The sequence below is a fragment of the Streptomyces sp. NPDC088097 genome, from assembly GCF_044741845.1.
Lineage (GTDB): Bacteria > Actinomycetota > Actinomycetes > Streptomycetales > Streptomycetaceae > Streptomyces.
This window is the reverse complement of record NZ_JBIUTJ010000004.1, coordinates 422,759-440,978: the sequence shown is the minus strand read 5'-3', so window position 1 is coordinate 440,978 and position 18,220 is coordinate 422,759. Positions and strand designations below refer to the sequence as shown.

At 72.4% G+C, this 18,220-nt stretch carries 12 protein-coding genes; 8 read left to right on the top strand and 4 right to left on the bottom strand.

Annotated features, from left to right (window positions below; genetic code table 11):
- Nucleotides 1-81: 81 nt before the first annotated feature.
- From ACIOD1_RS15890 to ACIOD1_RS15875, 4 genes are all read left to right on the top strand, one after another.
- Nucleotides 82-3,852 (top strand): S8 family peptidase, encoded by a 3,771-nt coding sequence (locus ACIOD1_RS15890; RefSeq protein WP_401902747.1) that lies wholly within the window; start codon nucleotides 82-84, stop codon nucleotides 3,850-3,852.
- Nucleotides 3,853-3,954: 102 nt separating this feature from the next.
- Nucleotides 3,955-5,718 (top strand): hypothetical protein, encoded by a 1,764-nt coding sequence (locus ACIOD1_RS15885; RefSeq protein WP_365616758.1) that lies wholly within the window; start codon nucleotides 3,955-3,957, stop codon nucleotides 5,716-5,718.
- A gap of 133 nt (nucleotides 5,719-5,851) precedes the next feature.
- A complete protein-coding gene (locus ACIOD1_RS15880; RefSeq protein ID WP_365616760.1) occupies nucleotides 5,852-7,594 on the top strand; it encodes a pyruvate dehydrogenase in 1,743 nt (580 codons plus the stop codon).
- 125 nt (nucleotides 7,595-7,719) lie between these two features.
- Nucleotides 7,720-8,163, top strand: a complete 444-nt coding sequence (locus tag ACIOD1_RS15875; RefSeq protein WP_401902744.1) for an ATP-binding protein — start codon at nucleotides 7,720-7,722, stop codon at nucleotides 8,161-8,163.
- Between the two features lie 25 nt (nucleotides 8,164-8,188).
- Here the strand turns inward: ACIOD1_RS15875 and ACIOD1_RS15870 are convergent, their stop codons facing one another.
- Nucleotides 8,189-9,274 carry a DUF2637 domain-containing protein gene (locus ACIOD1_RS15870; RefSeq protein ID WP_365616762.1) on the bottom strand — a complete coding sequence of 362 codons (1,086 nt, stop codon included), beginning with the start codon at nucleotides 9,272-9,274 and terminating at the stop codon, nucleotides 8,189-8,191.
- A 192-nt stretch (nucleotides 9,275-9,466) separates the two neighbouring features.
- Nucleotides 9,467-10,342 carry a (2Fe-2S)-binding protein gene (locus tag ACIOD1_RS15865; protein ID WP_365616764.1) on the bottom strand — a complete coding sequence of 292 codons (876 nt, stop codon included), beginning with the start codon at nucleotides 10,340-10,342 and terminating at the stop codon, nucleotides 9,467-9,469.
- Between the two features lie 139 nt (nucleotides 10,343-10,481).
- On the opposite strand from ACIOD1_RS15865, the gene ACIOD1_RS15860 reads away from it, so the two are divergent.
- Entirely contained in the window at nucleotides 10,482-11,159 is a 678-nt protein-coding gene (locus ACIOD1_RS15860; RefSeq protein WP_401902741.1) for a GntR family transcriptional regulator, read from the top strand.
- Nucleotides 11,160-11,180: 21 nt separating this feature from the next.
- On the opposite strand, the gene ACIOD1_RS15855 is transcribed toward ACIOD1_RS15860, so the two are convergent.
- Together ACIOD1_RS15855 and ACIOD1_RS15850 are read right to left on the bottom strand one after the other, a co-directional pair.
- Nucleotides 11,181-11,939 (bottom strand): hypothetical protein, encoded by a 759-nt coding sequence (locus ACIOD1_RS15855; protein WP_365616878.1) that lies wholly within the window; start codon nucleotides 11,937-11,939, stop codon nucleotides 11,181-11,183.
- Nucleotides 11,940-12,110: 171 nt separating this feature from the next.
- Nucleotides 12,111-13,787 carry a PucR family transcriptional regulator ligand-binding domain-containing protein gene (locus tag ACIOD1_RS15850; RefSeq protein ID WP_365616766.1) on the bottom strand — a complete coding sequence of 559 codons (1,677 nt, stop codon included), beginning with the start codon at nucleotides 13,785-13,787 and terminating at the stop codon, nucleotides 12,111-12,113.
- A gap of 256 nt (nucleotides 13,788-14,043) precedes the next feature.
- Between ACIOD1_RS15850 and ACIOD1_RS15845 the strand changes: the two genes are divergently transcribed.
- From ACIOD1_RS15845 to pucD, 3 genes are read left to right on the top strand one after another with little or no spacing between them, the layout of a single operon-like run.
- A complete protein-coding gene (locus ACIOD1_RS15845) occupies nucleotides 14,044-14,937 on the top strand; it encodes a xanthine dehydrogenase family protein subunit M (protein WP_365616768.1) in 894 nt (297 codons plus the stop codon).
- Between the two features lie 2 nt (nucleotides 14,938-14,939).
- Nucleotides 14,940-15,545, top strand: a complete 606-nt coding sequence (locus ACIOD1_RS15840; protein WP_365616770.1) for a (2Fe-2S)-binding protein — start codon at nucleotides 14,940-14,942, stop codon at nucleotides 15,543-15,545.
- Between the two features lie 2 nt (nucleotides 15,546-15,547).
- On the top strand, nucleotides 15,548-17,950 hold the full coding sequence (gene pucD / locus ACIOD1_RS15835; RefSeq protein ID WP_365616772.1) for a xanthine dehydrogenase subunit D: 2,403 nt from the start codon (nucleotides 15,548-15,550) through the stop codon (nucleotides 17,948-17,950).
- The last annotated feature ends 270 nt before the right edge of the window (nucleotides 17,951-18,220 follow it).

The window sequence follows — 18,220 nt, the reverse complement described above, 5'->3', positions numbered from 1 at the left end:
ACATCCGCCGGCCAGAAGCCATGAAAGCGGCAACTTTGCCGTGCAATGCAGCAGTTGGCCGGAATTCACCAGGGGAGAGCGATGCGCCCGATATCGCGCACGGCACTCGGGGCAGCCACAGCGGCCGTCCTCGCCGTCACCGCCGTCGGCCCGTCCACGGCACAGCCGAGCGACAAGGGGCCCGACAAGAGACCGCTCGTCGGCAGTGCGGCCGGAGCCGCCGGGGCCACCGGGCCGATCACCGTCACCCTGGTCACCGGGGACCGGATCCTGGTCTCCACCGACGCCTCGGGACGCACCGCCGCCACCGCGATGCCCCGCGAGAACGGCGCGCAATCCGTCGTCCAGACCCGTCAGAGCGGCAAGGACCTCTACGTCTACCCCGAGAGCGCGGCCAAGGCCCTCGCCGCCGGCGCCGTCGACCCGGAACTCTTCAACGTCACCGGCCTCATCCGGCAGGGCTACGACGACGCCCACGCCAAGAAGCTCCCCCTCATCGCCGTGTACGACGGCTCCGTGAACGTCGCGCGCAGCGCCCCGCCCACCCCGCGCGGCGCGGAACGCTCCCTGGTCCTGGACTCCATCGGCGCGGTCGCGCTCGCCGCGGACAAGGAACGGGCGGCCGACTTCTGGGCCGACGTCTCCGCGGCCGTCACGGTGGGCGGTCGCGCGCGGGCCACCGGCGGGCTCAAGAAGCTGTGGCTCGACGGCAAGGTGCAGGCCAATCTGGAGCGCTCCACCAAGCAGGTGAACGCGCCCGCCGCCTGGGCCGCCGGCTACGACGGCAAGGGCGCCAAGGTGGCCGTCCTGGACACCGGCACCGACCTGGAGCACCCCGACCTCAAGGGCCGGGTCTCGGCGTCGAAGAACTTCACCGACTCCGACACCGACGCCGACCGCCAGGGCCACGGCACGCACACGATCTCCACCGTCGGCGGCTCCGGGGCCGAGAGCGGCGGCGCGAAGAAGGGCGTCGCCCCCGGCGCCGAACTCCTCAGCGGCAAGGTCCTCAACGACCAGGGCTACGGCCTCGACTCGTGGATCATCGCCGGCATGGAGTGGGCCGTCGAGTCCAAGGCGGACGTGGTCTCCATGAGCCTCGGAGACCCCTCGCAGACCGCCTGCGACGACCCGCTCGCCGCAGCCGCCGAACAACTCTCCCGGCAGGGACCGCTGTTCGTCATCGCCGCCGGCAACTCCGGCCCCGGCAAAAACACCGTCTCCTCGCCCGGGTGCGCCCCCAGCGTGCTGACCGTCGGCGCCGTCGACCGTGACGACACCACCGCCGTCTTCTCCAGCCGCGGGCCCGCCGGACTCGCGCACACCCTCAAGCCCGAGATCACCGCCCCCGGGGTCGGGATCTCCGCCGCCAACATGGGCGGGCGCGGGGTGTACGCGTACCAGTCCATGTCCGGCACCTCGATGGCCACCCCGCACGTGGCCGGCGCCGCCGCCGTCGTCAAGCAGCGCCACCCCGAATGGACCGGTCAGCAGATCAAGGCCGCCCTGGTGTCCTCCGCCCAGACCGCCGTCCCCGGGGACGTGCGCGAGACCGGCGGCGGACGCCTCGACGTCAAGGCCGCGATCGACACCACCGTCACCGGCGCCCCCGCCGTGCAGGGCGGCTCCTACAACTGGCCGCAGGACCGCAGCGACCGCACGAGCGTCGAGGTCCCCTACACCAACACCGGCGCGAAGCCCGTCACGCTGAACCTCTCCGTGGAGAAGGTCACCGGCAACGACGGCTCGGCCGTACGCAGCCAGGTCGCCCGGCCGGCCCGGCGCACCGTGACCGTCCCGGCCGGGGCCACCGTCAAGGTGCCCCTCGCCCTGGACCCGACCGCGAAGCTGGGGCGCTCCCAGTACGGGGACGTCACCGGCCGGGTCGTCGCCACCGCCGACGGGGTCCGCGTCTCCACCCCCTTCTCCCTCTACGTCGAGCCCGAGACCGTCACCCTGCGCGTCAAGCTCCTCGACCGCGCGGGCAAGCCGGCCGCCGGGCCCTCCTCCCTGGACGTCATCGGCACCGACGACGCCAGTGGTGAGCGCCGCTTCAACGACGGAGCCGCCGACCAGGTCTACCGGATCCGTCCCGGCGCCTACTTCCTCTCCGCGTTCGTCGGCACCCCCGACGCGGGCGAGGGCGCCACGATGACCGACTCCCTCACCTACCTCGGCCGCCCGCAGACCGAGATCAAGAAGGACACCACCGTCGTCCTGGACGCACGCAAGGCCGGGCGCCTGACCATCGAGGGCGACCGACCCCTCGAAGCCCGCAACACCACCCTCGCCTTCGCCCGCGGCTGGGACGACGTCTGGCTCCACGCGGGCACCGCGATGGGCGGGCGCTCCATCCGCGGCTACTACGCCGACGTCGAAGGCCGGGCCGAGGACGGCACGTTCGAGTTCGGCAGCTACTGGCGGGCCGCTGCCCCCGTGCTCTCCGAGCTGAAGGTCGCCGGGGGCCCCGCCCTGCACCCGGTCACCGCCTCCACCGGCAGCGACAACCTCGACGGCAACGGCGCCGCGCCCCTGGTCGACGCGGGCTCCGGCACCCCCGAGGAACTGGCGGCCGCCGGTGCCAAGGACGCCGTGGTCCTGGTGAGGACCGAGGACGGCTCCCTGCTGGACGCCGCGGAAGAGGCGAAGAAGGCCGGCGCCAAGGCCGTCCTCGGCTACCGCGAGGCCCCCGGCCGCTGGACCCCCTCCACCGGCTTCGCCGGCGCCCCGGTCCCGGTCCTCGGGGTCGAGTCCGCCGAGGGCAAGTCCCTTCTGGCGAAGTTGGGTTCGGGCAAGGTCACCCTCCAGTGGAGGGGCACCGCCCGCAGCCCGTACGTCTACTCCCTCGCCTTCCCCGAGACCGGGCAGGTCAAGGGAAACCACGCCTACCGGGTCCGCGACCGTGACCTGGGGAAGGTCGAGGCCACCTACACCTCCATGGGCGTGGCGTCCGACTTCGTCGACCTCGCGGGCGCCTACCGCCCCATCGGCACCGCCGTGTTCTTCGGCGGGATCGAGACCGTCGCCGTGCCCGGCACGCGCACCGAGTACCACACCGCCGGCGACACCGCCTGGGACCAGACCCTGTCCAGCAGCTTCCCCTGGGGGGAGTTCATGACGGGCGAGCAGCGCACCTACGCCAAGGGCTCGCGGACCACGGCCCGTTGGTACGACGGGATCACCGCACCGGTCGCCCCGCGCGACCGGTCCGGCAAGGAGGTCCTGGCCGCCGAACGCCAGGGCAACCTGATCGGCTTCGCCCCCGCCATGTGGGGCGACGGCTCGCACTACGCCCAGCCGGGCGGCTTCGGCGACGTCGGCGGGCTCCAGCTCAAGCGCGACGGCGAGGTCATCGGCGAGAGCTGGTACCCGTCCGGGGTGTTCGAGGTCCCGGCCGAGGAGGGCCGTTACGAACTCGTCCAGAGCATCGAGAAGATCGGCGCGCCCACCCGTACCTGGCAGCGCTCCAGCGCCGTGCGGACCATCTGGGGATTCACCTCGAAGCTCGACCCCTCGGCGTACTCGCAGGTCCTGCCGGTGCTCTTCCCGCGCTACGAGGCCCCGACGGACGGTCTCAAGACCGTCGCGGCGACCGACGGGCAGCGCATCGGCCTCTCCGCCACCGGGCACGCGGGGTACACCCCCGGCGTGCTGACCTCGGCGAAGCTGTCCTACTCCTACGACGGTGAGAACTGGACGCAGGCTGCGGTCGACCGCAGCGGCGGCCGGTGGAGCGCCGTCGTCAACCATGCCGGAGCCTCCGGCAAGCCGGTCTCGCTGAAGGTCGAACTGACCGACGCGAACGGCGCCACGGTCACCCAAACGGTCATGCGGGCGTACGAAGTCCGCTAGAGCGTTCGGGTTATGCGGAAGGGGTCCACCGGGCGGCGGCCCGGTGGGCCCTTTTCGCGCGTTCGGGGTTTTCCGCCGCCCGTCGAGGCCGACAATGTGGGCATGAGTCAGCGGGGCGCGCAGGACTGGTGGCAGAAGCTCTACGAGGACCCGGAGGCGGCACCCGAGCCCGATCCGGGGGACACGCTGGACCAACGCTTCCGCTCGGCGGCGGTGGTCGTGACCGACCCGGAGGCCGCGGCGCGGGCGGGGGGGTCCATCCCGGGCCCGCGCGACCCACAACCCCCACCGGACACCCCGGCCAGGTCGGACACCCCCGCCACCCCGGCCACTCCCGACGCCCCCGCCACCCCGGCCCCGCCGGAGCGCCGGCCCGCGATCCTGCCCGGGATGCGGTCGGAGGCCCTCCCGGAATCCTGGCCCGACCCCGCACCGCCGCCGACGACCCCGCCCGGGCCCGTACCGAGCACCTCGCCGGGACCCGTACCGAGCACCCCGCCCGGGCCCGCGCCGGACCCCGGCGCCGAGCCCCCGCACGTCCCGCGCGTGCAGCCCCCGCAGGGTCTTCGCGCCGGGCTCCCGCCGGCCCCGCGCCCCGAGGCGCTGCCGGAGTCCTGGCCGCGCGCCGCTCCGGGGGCCCGCTTCGAGACCCCGCCCGGGGCGCGGCCCGAGGCGTTGCCCGAGTCCTGGCCGGACACGGACTCCCGGCCGGACACGCGGCCCGCGGGCGGCCCCGGGCGCGGGCTGCCGCCGGGCGCGGGGCCGCAGGGGTCCCCGTCGAGGGAGGCGTTCGACGCCGAGCCGCGTGATCCGCGGGTGGGCGGGGAGACCGGGTACGCCCGGGGGAGCCTCACCGTGCCCCCGGTACCGCCGGCCGAGCCCGCCGGACCGCCCGACCCGCCCGTGCCGGCACCCGCCGCGCCACCACCCGTACCGGCACCCGAGGCGAGCCCCGCACCCCCCGCGCCCCCCGAGCCTCCCGAACCGGCGTCGACCCGGCCCGAACGGCCCGCCGTCCGACACCTCGGCGACCGCGCCCCCACCTACGCCGCCGAACCGGAAGCGCTCCCCGCCGCCGACCCGGCCGCGCTGGGCTTCCTCACCCCCGACACCGCCCTCGAAGGGGCCCGCTACGGCACCTACACCCTGCGCGCCGCCTCCGTGCGCGGGGACTCCGCCCGCTTCCGGGGCGAGGCCCGCCGGGACTTCCTGCTCACCGCCCGCTTCGGAAGCGGCGACGACGGCCTGCTCCTGGTGGTGCTGGCCGGCGGGGACCGAGCCGCCCCCGGCGCCCGCGAGGCCGCCGCGGACCTGGGGCACTGCGTCGCGGCGGCCGTCGGGCGCAGCCGCGAGCGCCTCGCCGACGACATCCGGGGCGGACGCCGCGAGGCCCTCCTGTCGGGGCTCCAGCGCCTCACCGACCGGGGCTACGGCAGGCTGCGGGCCCGCGCCGCCGAGCTGGGCCTCGCCGAGGAGGCGTACACCGCCGGGCTGCGCGCACTGCTGCTCCCGCTGGACCCCCTGTGCGCGAACCGGATCTGCTTCGGCGCCGGCGCCGGCGGGCTCTTCCGGCTCCGCGCGGGCCACTGGCAGGACCTGGAGCCCGACGAACCCCCCACGGGAGACGAGGGCGGCGCGGGCGGCTTCCGCTTCCGGGCCGCCGTCGCCCGCCCCGGCGACACCCTGCTGCTGTGCTCCGGCGGCCTCGCGGAGCCCCTGCGCGAGGAGAGCGTCCTTCCGGCCGAGCTGGCCGCCCGCTGGTCGGACGGGGAGCCGCCCGGCCTCGCGGCCTTCCTCGCCGACACCCAGCTCCGCCTCAAGGGCTACGCCGACGACCGGACGGCGGCCGCGATCTGGGAAGCGTAGGGCGTGCCCTCCCGCACGCCCCCGACCGGCAGGCCCCGGGAGGCGGGAGGCGGTGGAACGTGCGTGGATGGGAGGCGGACACGGCTCGCGAGAACCGGCAGAGACCGGAGAGACCGGAAAGGGCGCCCCCTCCATGGCGAAGAAGAACGTGGCGGAGCAGTTCGTGGACATCCTCGTGCGCGCGGGCGTGCGCAGGATGTACGGAGTCGTCGGCGACAGCCTGAACCCGGTGGTCGACGCGATCCGCCGGACCGGCGACATCGAATGGGTCCAGGTGCGGCACGAGGAGACGGCCGCCTTCGCGGCGGGCGCTGAGGCCCAGATCACCGGCAGGCTCGCCGCCTGCGCCGGTTCCTGCGGCCCCGGCAACCTGCACCTGATCAACGGGCTCTACGACGCCCACCGCTCCATGGCCCCCGTCCTCGCCCTCGCCTCGCACATCCCTTCCGCGGAGATCGGCCTCGGCTACTTCCAGGAGACCCACCCCGACCGGCTGTTCACCGAGTGCAGCCACTACTGCGAGCTGATCTCCAACCCGAAGCAGATGCCCCGGGTGCTCCAGAGCGCCATCCAGCACGCCATCGGCCGCAGCGGCGTCGGCGTGGTCGCCCTGCCCGGCGACATCGCCTCCCTCCCGGCCCCGGAGAAGAGCATCGAGCACGCCCTCGTGACGGCTCGGCCCACCGTGCGCCCCGGCGAGGGGGAGATCGAGAAGCTGGTCCGGCTCATCGACGAGGCGGAGCGGGTCACCCTGTTCTGCGGAAGCGGCACGGCCGGCGCGCACGCCGAGGTGATGGAGTTCGCGGGCCGGGTCAAGGCCCCCGTAGGACACGCGCTGCGCGGCAAGGAGTGGATCCAGTACGACAATCCGTACGACGTGGGCATGAGCGGACTGCTCGGCTACGGCGCGGCCTACGAGGCCACCCACGAGTGCGACCTGCTGATTCTCCTCGGCACCGACTTCCCCTACAACGCCTTCCTCCCCGACGACGTGAAGATCGTCCAGGTGGACATCCGTCCGGAACACCTGGGCCGCCGATCCCAGTTGGACCTCGCCGTCTGGGGTGACGTACGCGAGACCCTGCGCGCGCTGAACACGCGGGTCAGGGTCAAGTCGGACCGCCGCTTCCTCGACCGGATGCTCAAGAAGCACGCGGACGCGCTGGAAGGGGTGGTGAAGGCCTACACCCGCAAGGTGGAGAAGCACACGCCGATCCATCCCGAGTACGTTGCCTCCGTCCTCGACGAACTCGCCGACGAAGACGCGGTGTTCACCGTGGATACAGGCATGTGCAACGTCTGGGCTGCGCGCTATCTTTCCCCGAACGGCAAGCGCCGCATCATCGGCTCCTTCAGCCACGGCTCCATGGCCAACGCCCTTCCCCAGGCCATCGGCGCACAGTTCACGGATCGCGGACGTCAAGTGGTGTCGATGTCCGGTGACGGTGGCTTCTCGATGCTGATGGGAGATTTCCTCACCCTGGTGCAGTACGACCTGCCCGTCAAAGTGGTCCTGTTCAACAACTCCGCCCTGGGAATGGTGGAGCTGGAAATGTTGGTTTCCGGCCTCCCGTCATACGGAACGACGAACCGGAACCCGGATTTCTCCGCCATTGCCCGCGCCGCCGGTGCCTTCGGGGTGCGGGTGGAGAAGCCCAAGCAGCTCACAGGGGCTTTGAGGGACGCTTTCCGGCACAAGGGGCCGGCCCTGGTGGATGTGGTGACCGACCCCAACGCCCTGTCGATTCCGCCGAGGATCAGTGCGGACATGGTGACCGGTTTCGCACTATCCGCCAGCAAGATCGTGCTCGACGGAGGGGTGGGTCGGATGCTTCAAATGGCTCGATCCAACCTGCGCAACGTGCCCCGCCCGTGAGCCCGAATGAGTGCGGACCGTTCCGGAGGGCATGCATTCCGTAGGCCAGTTCGAGCACTTCGGAGCGTGGGAGGTACATCGCCGTGCCGGTGGGGGCGAAGACCGGAAAGCCGTGGCGCAGGGGAATGCCCGTACCGCGGGAGCCGTCCGACCCCGGCAGGGAGGCGGCGGTGGACGAGCGGGAGATCCGGCGCAGCGTGCGCCGGGCGGACCTGAAAGCGGTGGGAGAGGTCCGCAGGGCCCTGCGGGAGCTGCTGCGGCACCGCTGCGAGACGGACACCGCCGCGGTGGCCGAGCTGCTGATCACCGAACTCGTCACCAACGCCCTCGTCCATACCCCTCAGGGCGCCGAGGTCCGGGCCCGCATGGGGGCCACCCGGTTACGGGTCGAGGTCCGCGACTACACCAACCGGCTCCCGAGCCCGCACGTACCGTCCGCCGACGACGGTACGCACGGGCGGGGGCTGGTCCTGGTGCAGGCGCTCGCCGCGAGCTGGGGCGTGGACGTGCCGGCGCTGGGCGGGGGCAAGGTGGTCTGGTTCGAACTCGTCGCGGACGACGCGGACTGACCGGACGAAGCCCCCCGGTGGCGCCTCAGCCGAACTGCTGCTCCAGGTCCTTCAGTTTGCGCTCCAGGGAATCGAGTCGGGGGATGGTCTGGGTGTCGTCCTCGGCGGTGAGGTCCACCTTCCGCGGGTCGGAGGGGTCGAGGGAGTCACTTCCGTTCACCGCTTGCAGGGAGGGCCTTCCCGGCGTGCCCGCCAGGGGCAGCTGGGAGAGGTGGGGCAGCTGTCCCGCTCCCGGTATGGCCGGTTCCGCGCCGACCGGCGCGGAACCCGATCCGGGGGCCAGCCCCGGCACGTCGACCTGGCGGGACCGGGCCCGTCCGAACGCCCTGTTCTGGCGACCGATCGCCTTGATGTGCGCCCGGTCCAAGCGGTGTTGGTCCCGCCTGCGGTGACGGTCGTTCTCCTTCTCCTTCTTGTCCTCGCGCACCTCGTCCACGGCCTCGTCGAGGGTGCGCACGCCCTCCAGCAGCATCAGTGACCACGCGCCGAAGGTCTCCCGGGGCGCGCGCATCCAGCGGACCATGCGGATCTGCGGCAGCGGCCTCGGGATCAGGCCCTGCTCGCGCAGCGCGGCCCGGCGGGTCTGCTTGAGGGCCCGGTCGAAGAGCACGGCCGCCGAGAGCGACATCCCGGAGAAGAACTGCGGGGCCCCGTCGTGCCCGATCCCGCGCGGCGCGTGGACCCAGTTGAACCAGGCGGCCGCGCCCGCGAACAGCCAGACGAGCATGCGCGAGCCCAGGGCCGCGTCGCCGTGGCTGGCCTCGCGGACGGCGAGCACCGAGCAGAACATGGCGGCGCCGTCGAGCCCGAAGGGGACCAGGTACTCCCAGCCGCCCGAGAGGTTCAGGTTCTGCCGGCCGAAGCCGACCAGCCCGTGGAAGGACAGGGCGGCCGCCACCGCCGCGCAGCAGAAGAGCAGGACGTACGAGGCGGTGCCGTAGACGGCCTCCTTGCGCCGGCGCCTCTCCTCGCTGCGTTCCCAACTGTCCTCGGCCGCGGCCTTCTCGCCCTCCCGCTTGCCCCGGGCCAGTACCGCCACTGCCGCAAGTACGCCCAGGATCAACAGGCTGCCGGGCAGCAGCCAGTCCAGCGATATGTCGGTCAGTCTCATGCGGATGTCCCTTGCCTCGCGTATGCGGCCTTCCGGGCGCCATAGTGGCGCAGCCGGTCCGTGGTGCACGCGGTTTTCGGGGCAAGTGGACGCCATCGGGGGGCGGGGCCCGTCGGATAGGGTGTTGTGTCTCGAACTCCCTTGCGTTTCCTTGGGGTTGAGTTCGATTCCACTTCATCCGCACGAGTGGGTTCAGCCGGCGGCGGCCTCCGCCGTCAGTCGGGCGACGCGGTCGGCGTCGCAAGTGCGCGGGCAGGTCGTGCAGGTGTCCTCCGGGCGGATCGTGTAGAAGAAGCAGCAGCCGGCCCGGTCGCGGGTCGTCAGCTCCGCCCCGTCGGGGGCGCGCAGGGTGCGGAAGGCGGCGCCGCCGGTGTAGGGGGCGGTCCCGCCGGGCAGCAACGCCTCCAGTTCGTCGAGAGCGCGCCGCTCCTCGCCCAACAGGCTCCCCAGGTACCAGAGCCCGTCGGTCACCTCGTCCGTGGCCATCGCCCACAGGCCCCGCCGGCCGCGCCGCAGACGCGGGGCGAACCCCTCCAGCAGTGGTCCGAGGTGCCGGGCCACCGCAGCCCGCACCTCCTCGCGCAGCGCCTCCTCGTCGGGGACGACCCACGCCCCGGGCAGGGAGGCCGCCGGATCGTCCGGCAGGCAGGCGAACTCCTCGACGCGTACGGACATTCGCCCCGAGGTCCGGTGGAAGGACACCGCGTCCACCGGAAGTCGGGGCACCCGACGCTCCAGGAACCAGGGGACCGTGATCAGCAGGCAGGCGAGCCAGGCGTAGCGGTGCAGGCCGAAGCCGGCCACCACGTCGGGCCGCGCGGGGCGGCCGTAGTCGCGCACCACCTGGGCCGCGTCCCAGGCGAGGTGGGCTTCGAGGGCCTCCCCGCCCGCGGCGAGCTCGTCCGCGCCGACCCATCCCACACCGCGAGGGAGGGGGTCGTGCGCGCCGCGCTCTTCGATCCGCAGGCCGGGGTAGGCGGCCGTCAGTCGGCCGTACGCCTCCGTCACCGGAGAGCCGTCCGGGGCGGGCGCGGGCGGGAGCAGGACGTCAACAGCCGTGCCGGGCATGGAGGATCACCGATTCGCCGATCGTTGAAAGGTTAGCCTTACCTTACCCGAACTCCAGAATTTCGCACCCCCGTGCCCCACGACGCGTGCGGGGTCGTCACTTATCCTCGGTATCGGTCTAGACCTGGAGGAGGACCGAGTGCGCGAAGCGGCCCAGCCCCGGGTGTCGGAGAAGCCACTGGTACCGGCACAGAAAGTCCTGCGTCACTCGGTGCGCGGGCAGATCCTCGACGCCCTGCGGGCGGCCCTCGTCGACGGTGAACTCGTACCGGGGGAGATCTACTCCGGCCCCGCCCTCGGCGAACGCTTCGGGGTCTCCGCGACCCCCGTGCGCGAGGCGATGCAGCAGCTGGCGCTGGAGGGGGCGGTGGAGTGCCTGCCCAACCGGGGCTTCCGCGTCCTGGCCGGCACCCCGCGCGCCCTGGCGGAGCTGGCCGAGGTCCGGGCGCTGATCGAGGTGCCGGTGATGCTCCGACTGGCCCGCACCGTACCGGCCGCCACCTGGGAATCGCTGCTGCCGGCGGCCCGGGCCACCGCCGAGGCGGCCGCGGCGGGCGACCTGCCGGGCTACGCGGACGCCGACCGCGCCTTCCACCGGGCGGTGCTCCGCCTCGCGGACAACGCCGAGCTGGTGCGGATCGCCGAGGAACTGCACCGCCGGGCCCAATGGCCCCTGCCGGGCGCTCCCCGGGTGCGCCGCGCCGACCTGGTGGCCGACGCGGCCGAGCACTCGGCCCTGCTGGAGGCCCTGATCGCCCGGGACCTCCCCGTGGTGGAGTCACTCGTACGGGAGCACTTCGCGGGCTCCGCCGGCTGAGGGCGCCCGCCCCGTCCGGGATCAGGCGGGAGCGGGCCGCAACTGCTCCGCCAGCCAGGTCGGGATGCCGCCCAGCAGGTGGAACAGGCGTCGGGCCTCGGCGCGCAGCCGGGCGGCCTCGTGCTCCGGCTCGGCCTCGGCCAGGGCCGCGAGCGCGGGGGCCGTGCCGACCAGGAAGCCCAGGTCCTCGCGGATCCGCAGGGACTCGGCGAACCCCTTGCGGGCCTCCGCCACCTCCCCGTCGCGCAGCGCCAGCGCCGCCAGGTGGCGCCAGGTGAACGACAGCAGCAGGGTGTCCCCGTGGGCCTCCGCCCCCGCGTGGGCGCGGTGGTAGGCCGGTCGGGCGGCGTCCGGGGCGTCCGCCAGGTGCTCGGCGACCAGGCCCCGGCGGAAGTCCAGCAGCGGCCGGGTCCGCGACCCCGGGGACAGCAGCGCCGCCGCCCGGCCCAGCGCGGAGCGGGCCTCGTCGGCCCGGTCGTGCACCCCGAGCACGGTGGAGGCGTAGGCGAGCTGGCCGCGCTCGCAGGCGGCCGCTCCCCGTTCGTCGTCGTCCCGGGCCACCGCCTCGGCCACCCGCAGGGCGTCCTCGGCCTCGGCCCAGCCCTGGCCGGTGAACAGACACCGTTCCACCAGGAGCGCGGCCCGTTGCACGGCGGCCCCGGCGTTGTGCGCGTGCGGCGTCAGCAGCGCCGCGGCGTCCGTCCAACAGCCGCGCGAACGCAGCCGCCATATCGCCCGCTGGAGGGGGTCGTCGCCCCCCGTCGATCCCGCACCGGACATGGCGGTATCCGCCACATTGCCCTCCCCGAAGCAACCAAGCAGCACGTCGTTGAGCCCTGGGGCGAAATGAGAGCACGGATCTGCCGCATCGGCCAAGGGGTCGGGTGAACTCTTTCACAAAGTCCGGACGCGGCGTCAGCCGCCCTTCCGGCCCCCGGGGAGGGTGTTCGCTCAGCTCATGCGCAGGGCGAGGAAGAAGTCGAGCTTGTCCTCCAGCCGGGAAAGATCGCGCCCCGTCAGCTGCTCGATTCGCCCGACCCGGTACCGCAGCGTGTTGACGTGGAGGTGCAACCGGGTCGCACAGCGGGTCCAGGACCCGTCGCAGTCGAGGAAGGCCTCCAGGGTGGGGATCAGCTCCGCGCGGTGGCGGCGGTCGTAGTCGCGCAGCGGGTCCAGCAGGCGGGCCGTGAAGGCGCGGCGCACGTCGTCCGGCACGAACGGCAGCAGCAGCACGTGCGAGGCCAGCTCGTGGTGGCCCGCGGCGCAGACGCGGCCCGGGCGGGCCGCGGCGACCCGGCGGGCGTGCCGGGCCTCCTCCAGGGCCCCGCGCAGACCCTCGGCGGAGTGCACGGCCGCGCTGACGCCCAGCGTCAGGCGCCCGTCGTCGGCCAGACCGGCCGCCAGGGGCTCGCGCACGGCCGCCAGGAGCGCGTCGGCGTGCAGGGCGGTGTCCGGGCCCTTCTCCTCGCCGGGCTCGCCCGCGGGGGCGGGCAGGGGCACCAGGGCGATGGCCTCGTCGCCGGCGTGGGCCACCGCGATCCGGTCGGAGGGCTCCGGACCGGCCATCGAGGGGTCGACCAGGATCTCCTCCAGCAGCGACTGGGCCACCGGGCCGCCGGCGATGTCCCCGCCGTCCCAGTCCACCCGCGCCACGACGACCTGCCAGTGCGGGGCGCCGCCCAGTCCGGGCAGCAGCACCGGGGCCGCGACCCGCAGGCGGGCGGCGATCTCGGCGGGCGCGGCGCCCGTCTGGACCAGTTCGAGGACCTCCTGTGCCAGCCGGCGGCGCACCGTGCGCGCCCCGTCACGGCGGTCCCGCTCGACGGCGATGAGCTGGGTGACGCCCTGGAGCAGGTCCAGCCGCTCGGCGGGCCAGTCGCCCGCGTCGGCCTCGACGGCCAGCAGCCAGTCCGACAGGACGCTCTCGCGGACGTCCCGCGCACCGGGACCCGGTCCGCGGCCGTGTCCCCTGATCGGGAACAGGGAGTAGGTAATACCCTGGATGGACATCCGGTGAGGGCCCCTGCGGCCTGTCCGGACCGCCGCGAGGTGTTCGCTCGCCAGCGCTGCGCAGACCCCCGGGGCCAGCGGTTCGCCCGCCCCGGCGATCTGGCGGCCGGTGGGCGAGAGCACCCAGGCCCGCAGATCGAGGTCGGTGGTGAGCAGATCCAGCACCACGTCGGGTCCGCCGCCCGCGGGGCCCGAGGTCATCAGCCGGCGGTGCCGGTCGACGACGGCCGCGAGGTCCCCGGCGCGCTCGCCGGAGACCTGCCGCACCACGTACTCGGTGATGGTGGCGAATGCAACGTCCTCGTTGACGGCGAACAGCGGCAGCCGGTTGCGCCGACAGGCTGAAACGATGTCGTCGGGGATGTCGCCCAGCTCGGCCTCGCCCGCCGCGAGCCCGGCGACCCCCGCGCTCGCGAGGATTCGTACGAACGGCTCGGAATCGGCTGAATTTCTTCGCCATGCCAGGCCAGTGAGGACCAGCTCACCTCCGGAGAGGTATCGGCTGGGGTCCCTGAGGTCGGTGGTCATGACCCCGCGGACCGTACGGTCGAGCTCATCCTCGCCGCCCAGCAGCCGCAGCCCCAGCGCCTCGGTTTCCAGCAGTGCGCGCAGCCGCATGATGTCGCCGCCGATCTGTCTCGATGTTGCCGTTGGAAATCGGGCAGGTCGTCGCATCCTGCCATTCATACGAATCTACAAGACGAGGGAGGATGCCAGCCAACTCCTTCATGGTTTCGGTGACTGCACCCGGAGGACACGTGGCTTGTGTACTGACTCCACACCGCATTAACAGCACGTGAACGACCAGTCGAGGGCCCTTCGGCCTCCTGGCTTGAAGTGAACGACCCGATTAAGAAGAAGAAGAGAGCCGCACATGGACTTCCTTCGCCCCGCCAGCTGGGAGGAGGCGCTCGCCGCTAAGGCCGAGTACCCCACAGCTGTGCCGATTGCGGGTGGCACCGACATCATGGTCGAGATCAATTTCGACCACCGCCGTCCGGAGTACCTCCTCGACCTCAACCGCATCGGTCTGCTGCGGGAGTGGGAGGTAGGCGAGGAGGTCACCAAGCTGGGCGCCTCCGTTCCGTACACCCAGATCATGGAGAACCTGCGCGGTACGCTGCCCGGGCTCGCGCTCGCCTCGCACACGGTCGCGTCCCCGCAGATCCGCAACCGCGGTGGTGTCGGCGGCAACCTCGGTTGCGCCTCGCCCGCCGGTGACTCCCACCCCGCCCTCCTCGCCGCAGGCGCCGAGGTCGAGGTCGAGTCCGTCCGCGGCACGCGCCTGATCCCGATCGACGAGTTCTACACCGGCGTCAAGCGCAACGCGCTCGCCGCCGACGAGCTCATCAAGTCGGTCCACATCAAGAACGCCTCGGGCCCCCAGCAGTACTCCAAGGTGGGCTCGCGCAACGCGATGGTCATCGCGGTGTGCGCCTTCGGCCTGGCCCTGCACCCCGACACCCGGACGGTCCGTACCGGCATCGGTTCGGCAGCGCCGACCCCGATCCGCGCGAAGGCCGCCGAAGAGTTCCTGAACGCCGCGCTCGAAGAGGGTGGCTTCTGGGAGTCCGGCAAGGTCATCACGCCGTCGATCGCCAAGCAGTTCGGGGAGCTCGCCACCGGCGCGGCCAACCCGATCGACGACGTCCGCGGCACGGCGAAGTACCGCCGCCACGCGGTAGGCATCATGGCTCGCCGTCAGCTCGTCTGGACGTGGGAGCAGTACCGCGGCACGAACGGCCGCTCGCTTGAAGGGGCTGCGTAACCATGCGCGTCAATTTCACTGTCAACGGTCGTCCCCAGGAAGCCGACGACGTCTGGGAGGGCGAGTCCCTCCTGTACGTCCTGCGCGAGCGCATGGGCCTGCCGGGTTCGAAGAACGCCTGTGAGCAGGGCGAGTGCGGTTCCTGCACCGTCCGTCTCGACGGCGTGCCGGTCTGTTCCTGTCTGGTCGCGGCCGGTCAGGTCCAGGGCCGCGACGTCGTGACCGTCGAGGGCCTGGCGGACTTCGCCAAGCAGCGCGCGGAGCACGGCCACGGCGGTGCCTGCGGCACCGGCGGCGGCTGTGGCGGCAAGGGCGTCACCACCGACGAGGCCAAGCGCTGGGCCGCCAAGCCCGGCGACTCCCAGACCGGTGAGGGCATCGAGCTCTCCAACATCCAGCAGGCGTTCATCGACGCCGGAGCCGTCCAGTGCGGTTTCTGCACCCCGGGTCTGCTCGTCCAGGCGGACGCGCTCCTGGAGGAGAACTCCGACCCGTCCGACCAGGACATCCGTGAGGCCCTGTCCGGCAACCTCTGCCGCTGCACGGGCTACGAGAAGATCCTCGACGCGGTCCGCCTCGCGGCCGCCCGTCAGGGAGAGGCGGTCTGACCATGGCTCAGAACACCCGCACCGTGCCCGCAGGCGCACCGACGAACGTCAGCCAGAAGCACACCAAGGGCGGCATCGGCGAGTCCACGCTCCGCCCGGACGGCACCCTCAAGGTCACCGGCGAGTTCGCGTACTCCTCGGACATGTGGCACGAGGACATGCTCTGGGGTCAGACCCTGCGCAGCACCGTCGCCCACGCCGAGATCGTCTCCATCGACATCTCCGAGGCGCTCGCCATGCCCGGCGTCTACTCGGTGCTGACGTACGACGACCTGCCCGCCGAGATGAAGAACTACGGCCTGGAGATCCAGGACACCCCGGTTCTCGCCAACGGCCGGGTACGTCACCACGGTGAGCCGGTCGCCCTCGTGGCCGCCGACCACCCGGAGACCGCCCGCCGCGCGGCCGCCAAGATCAAGATCGACTACCGCGAGCTGCCGCTCGTCACGGACGAGGCCTCGGCCACCGCCCCGGACGCGCCGCTGATCCACGAGGGCCGCGACGACCACCACATCGGTCACGTCCCGCACCCGAACATCGTGCACCGCCAGCCGATCCTCCGCGGCAACGTGGAAGAGGCCCGCAAGCGCGCCGACGTCATCGTCAAGGGTGAGTACACCTTCGGCATGCAGGACCAGGCCTTCCTCGGCCCGGAGTCCGGCCTGGCCGTGCCGTCCGAGGACGGCGGCGTCGAGCTGTACGTCGCCACCCAGTGGTTGCACTCGGACCTCCAGCAGATCGCCCCGGTCCTGGGCCTTCCGCCGGAGAAGGTCCGCATGACGCTCTCGGGCGTCGGCGGTGCCTTCGGTGGTCGCGAGGACATCTCGATGCAGATCCACGCCTGCCTCCTGGCCCTGGCCACGAACAAGCCGGTCAAGATCGTCTACAACCGCTTCGAGTCGTTCTTCGGCCACGTGCACCGTCACCCGGCAAAGCTCTACTACGAGCACGGCGCCACCAAGGACGGCAAGCTCACGCACATGAAGTGCAAGATCGTCCTGGACGGCGGCGCGTACGCGTCCGCTTCCCCGGCGGTCGTGGGCAACGCCTCCTCGCTCTCGGTCGGTCCGTACGTCCTGGAGGACGTGGACATCGAGGCGATCGCGCTCTACACGAACAACCCGCCCTGTGGCGCGATGCGCGGCTTCGGCGCCGTCCAGGCCTGCTTCGCCTACGAGGCCCAGATGGACAAGCTCGCGGCGAAGCTGGGCATGGACCCGGTCGAGTTCCGTCAGCTGAACGCCATGGAGATGGGCACGGTCATGCCCACGGGCCAGGTCGTGGACGCTCCGGCGCCCGTCGCCGAGCTGCTGCGCCGGGTCAAGGCCCGTCCGCTGCCGCCCGAGCGTCAGTGGGAGACCGCTGGCGAGGGCGCGGATGTCCGCGCGCTGCCCGGTGGCCTCTCCAACACCACCCACGGTGAGGGCGTCGTCCGCGGCGTCGGCTACGCGGTCGGCATCAAGAACGTCGGCTTCTCCGAGGGCTTCGACGACTACTCGACCGCCCGCGTGCGGCTCGAGGTCATCAACGGCGAGGCCGTCGCGATGGTCCACACGGCCATGGCGGAGGTCGGTCAGGGCGGCATCACCGTCCACGCGCAGATCGCCCGTACCGAGCTGGGTGTCACGCAGGTGACCATCCACCCGGCCGACACGCAGGTCGGCTCCGCCGGTTCCACGTCCGCCTCCCGGCAGACGTACATGACCGGTGGCGCCGTGAAGAACACCTGTGAGGCGGTCCGCGAGGCCCTCCTGGAGATCGGCCGTCGCAAGAACGGCTCGTACCACCCGGCGTGGGCCACCGCGGAGCTGGTGCTCGAAGGCGGCAAGATCGTCACCGACGGCGGCGAGGTCCTCGCGGACATCGCCGAGATCCTCGAGGACGAGGCGATCGACCTCGAACTTGAGTACCGTCACCACCCGACGGTCCCCTTCGACCTGGTCACCGGCCAGGGCAACGGTCACGTCCAGTACACCTTCGCCGCGCACCGCGCGGTCGTCGAGGTGGACACCGAGCTCGGCCTCGTCAAGGTCGTCGAGCTCGCGACCGCCCAGGACGTCGGCAAGGCGCTGAACATGCTCTCCGTGGTCGGCCAGATCCAGGGTGGTACCACCCAGGGCCTGGGCGTCGCGATCATGGAAGAGATCATCGTGGACCCGAAGACCGCGAAGGTGCGCAACCCCTCCTTCACGGACTACCTGATCCCGACCATCCTCGACACCCCGACCATCCCGGTCGACGTCCTGGAGCTCGCCGACCCGAAGGCCCCGTACGGCCTGCGCGGCATGGGCGAGGCCCCGACCCTCTCGTCCACCCCGGCCGTCATCGCGGCCATCCGGGCGGCGACCGGTCTGGAGATCAACAAGACGCCGATCCGTCCGGAAGCCCTCACCGGCACCCTCTAGGACGGCGTGGTCCGGGGGCCGCGAGGCCCCCGGACCCACCCCCAAAGATTTCCGGGCGGTGTGACACGGGAACGTCACACTTCCAGTCACATCGTCCGGAGCACGCAGTACCGCACCGCTCGCGGTCCTCGTCACCTGGCAGAACCCCCGCAGAACCCCTGCAAAACCCCCGTAGTACCAGCGGTCACCCCCGCACTACCCGCAGTACACGCAGTGCACATTCGCGTCGCCTCGGGCCGTCACCCCGGGTCGTGCAGCCAAACGCAGTTT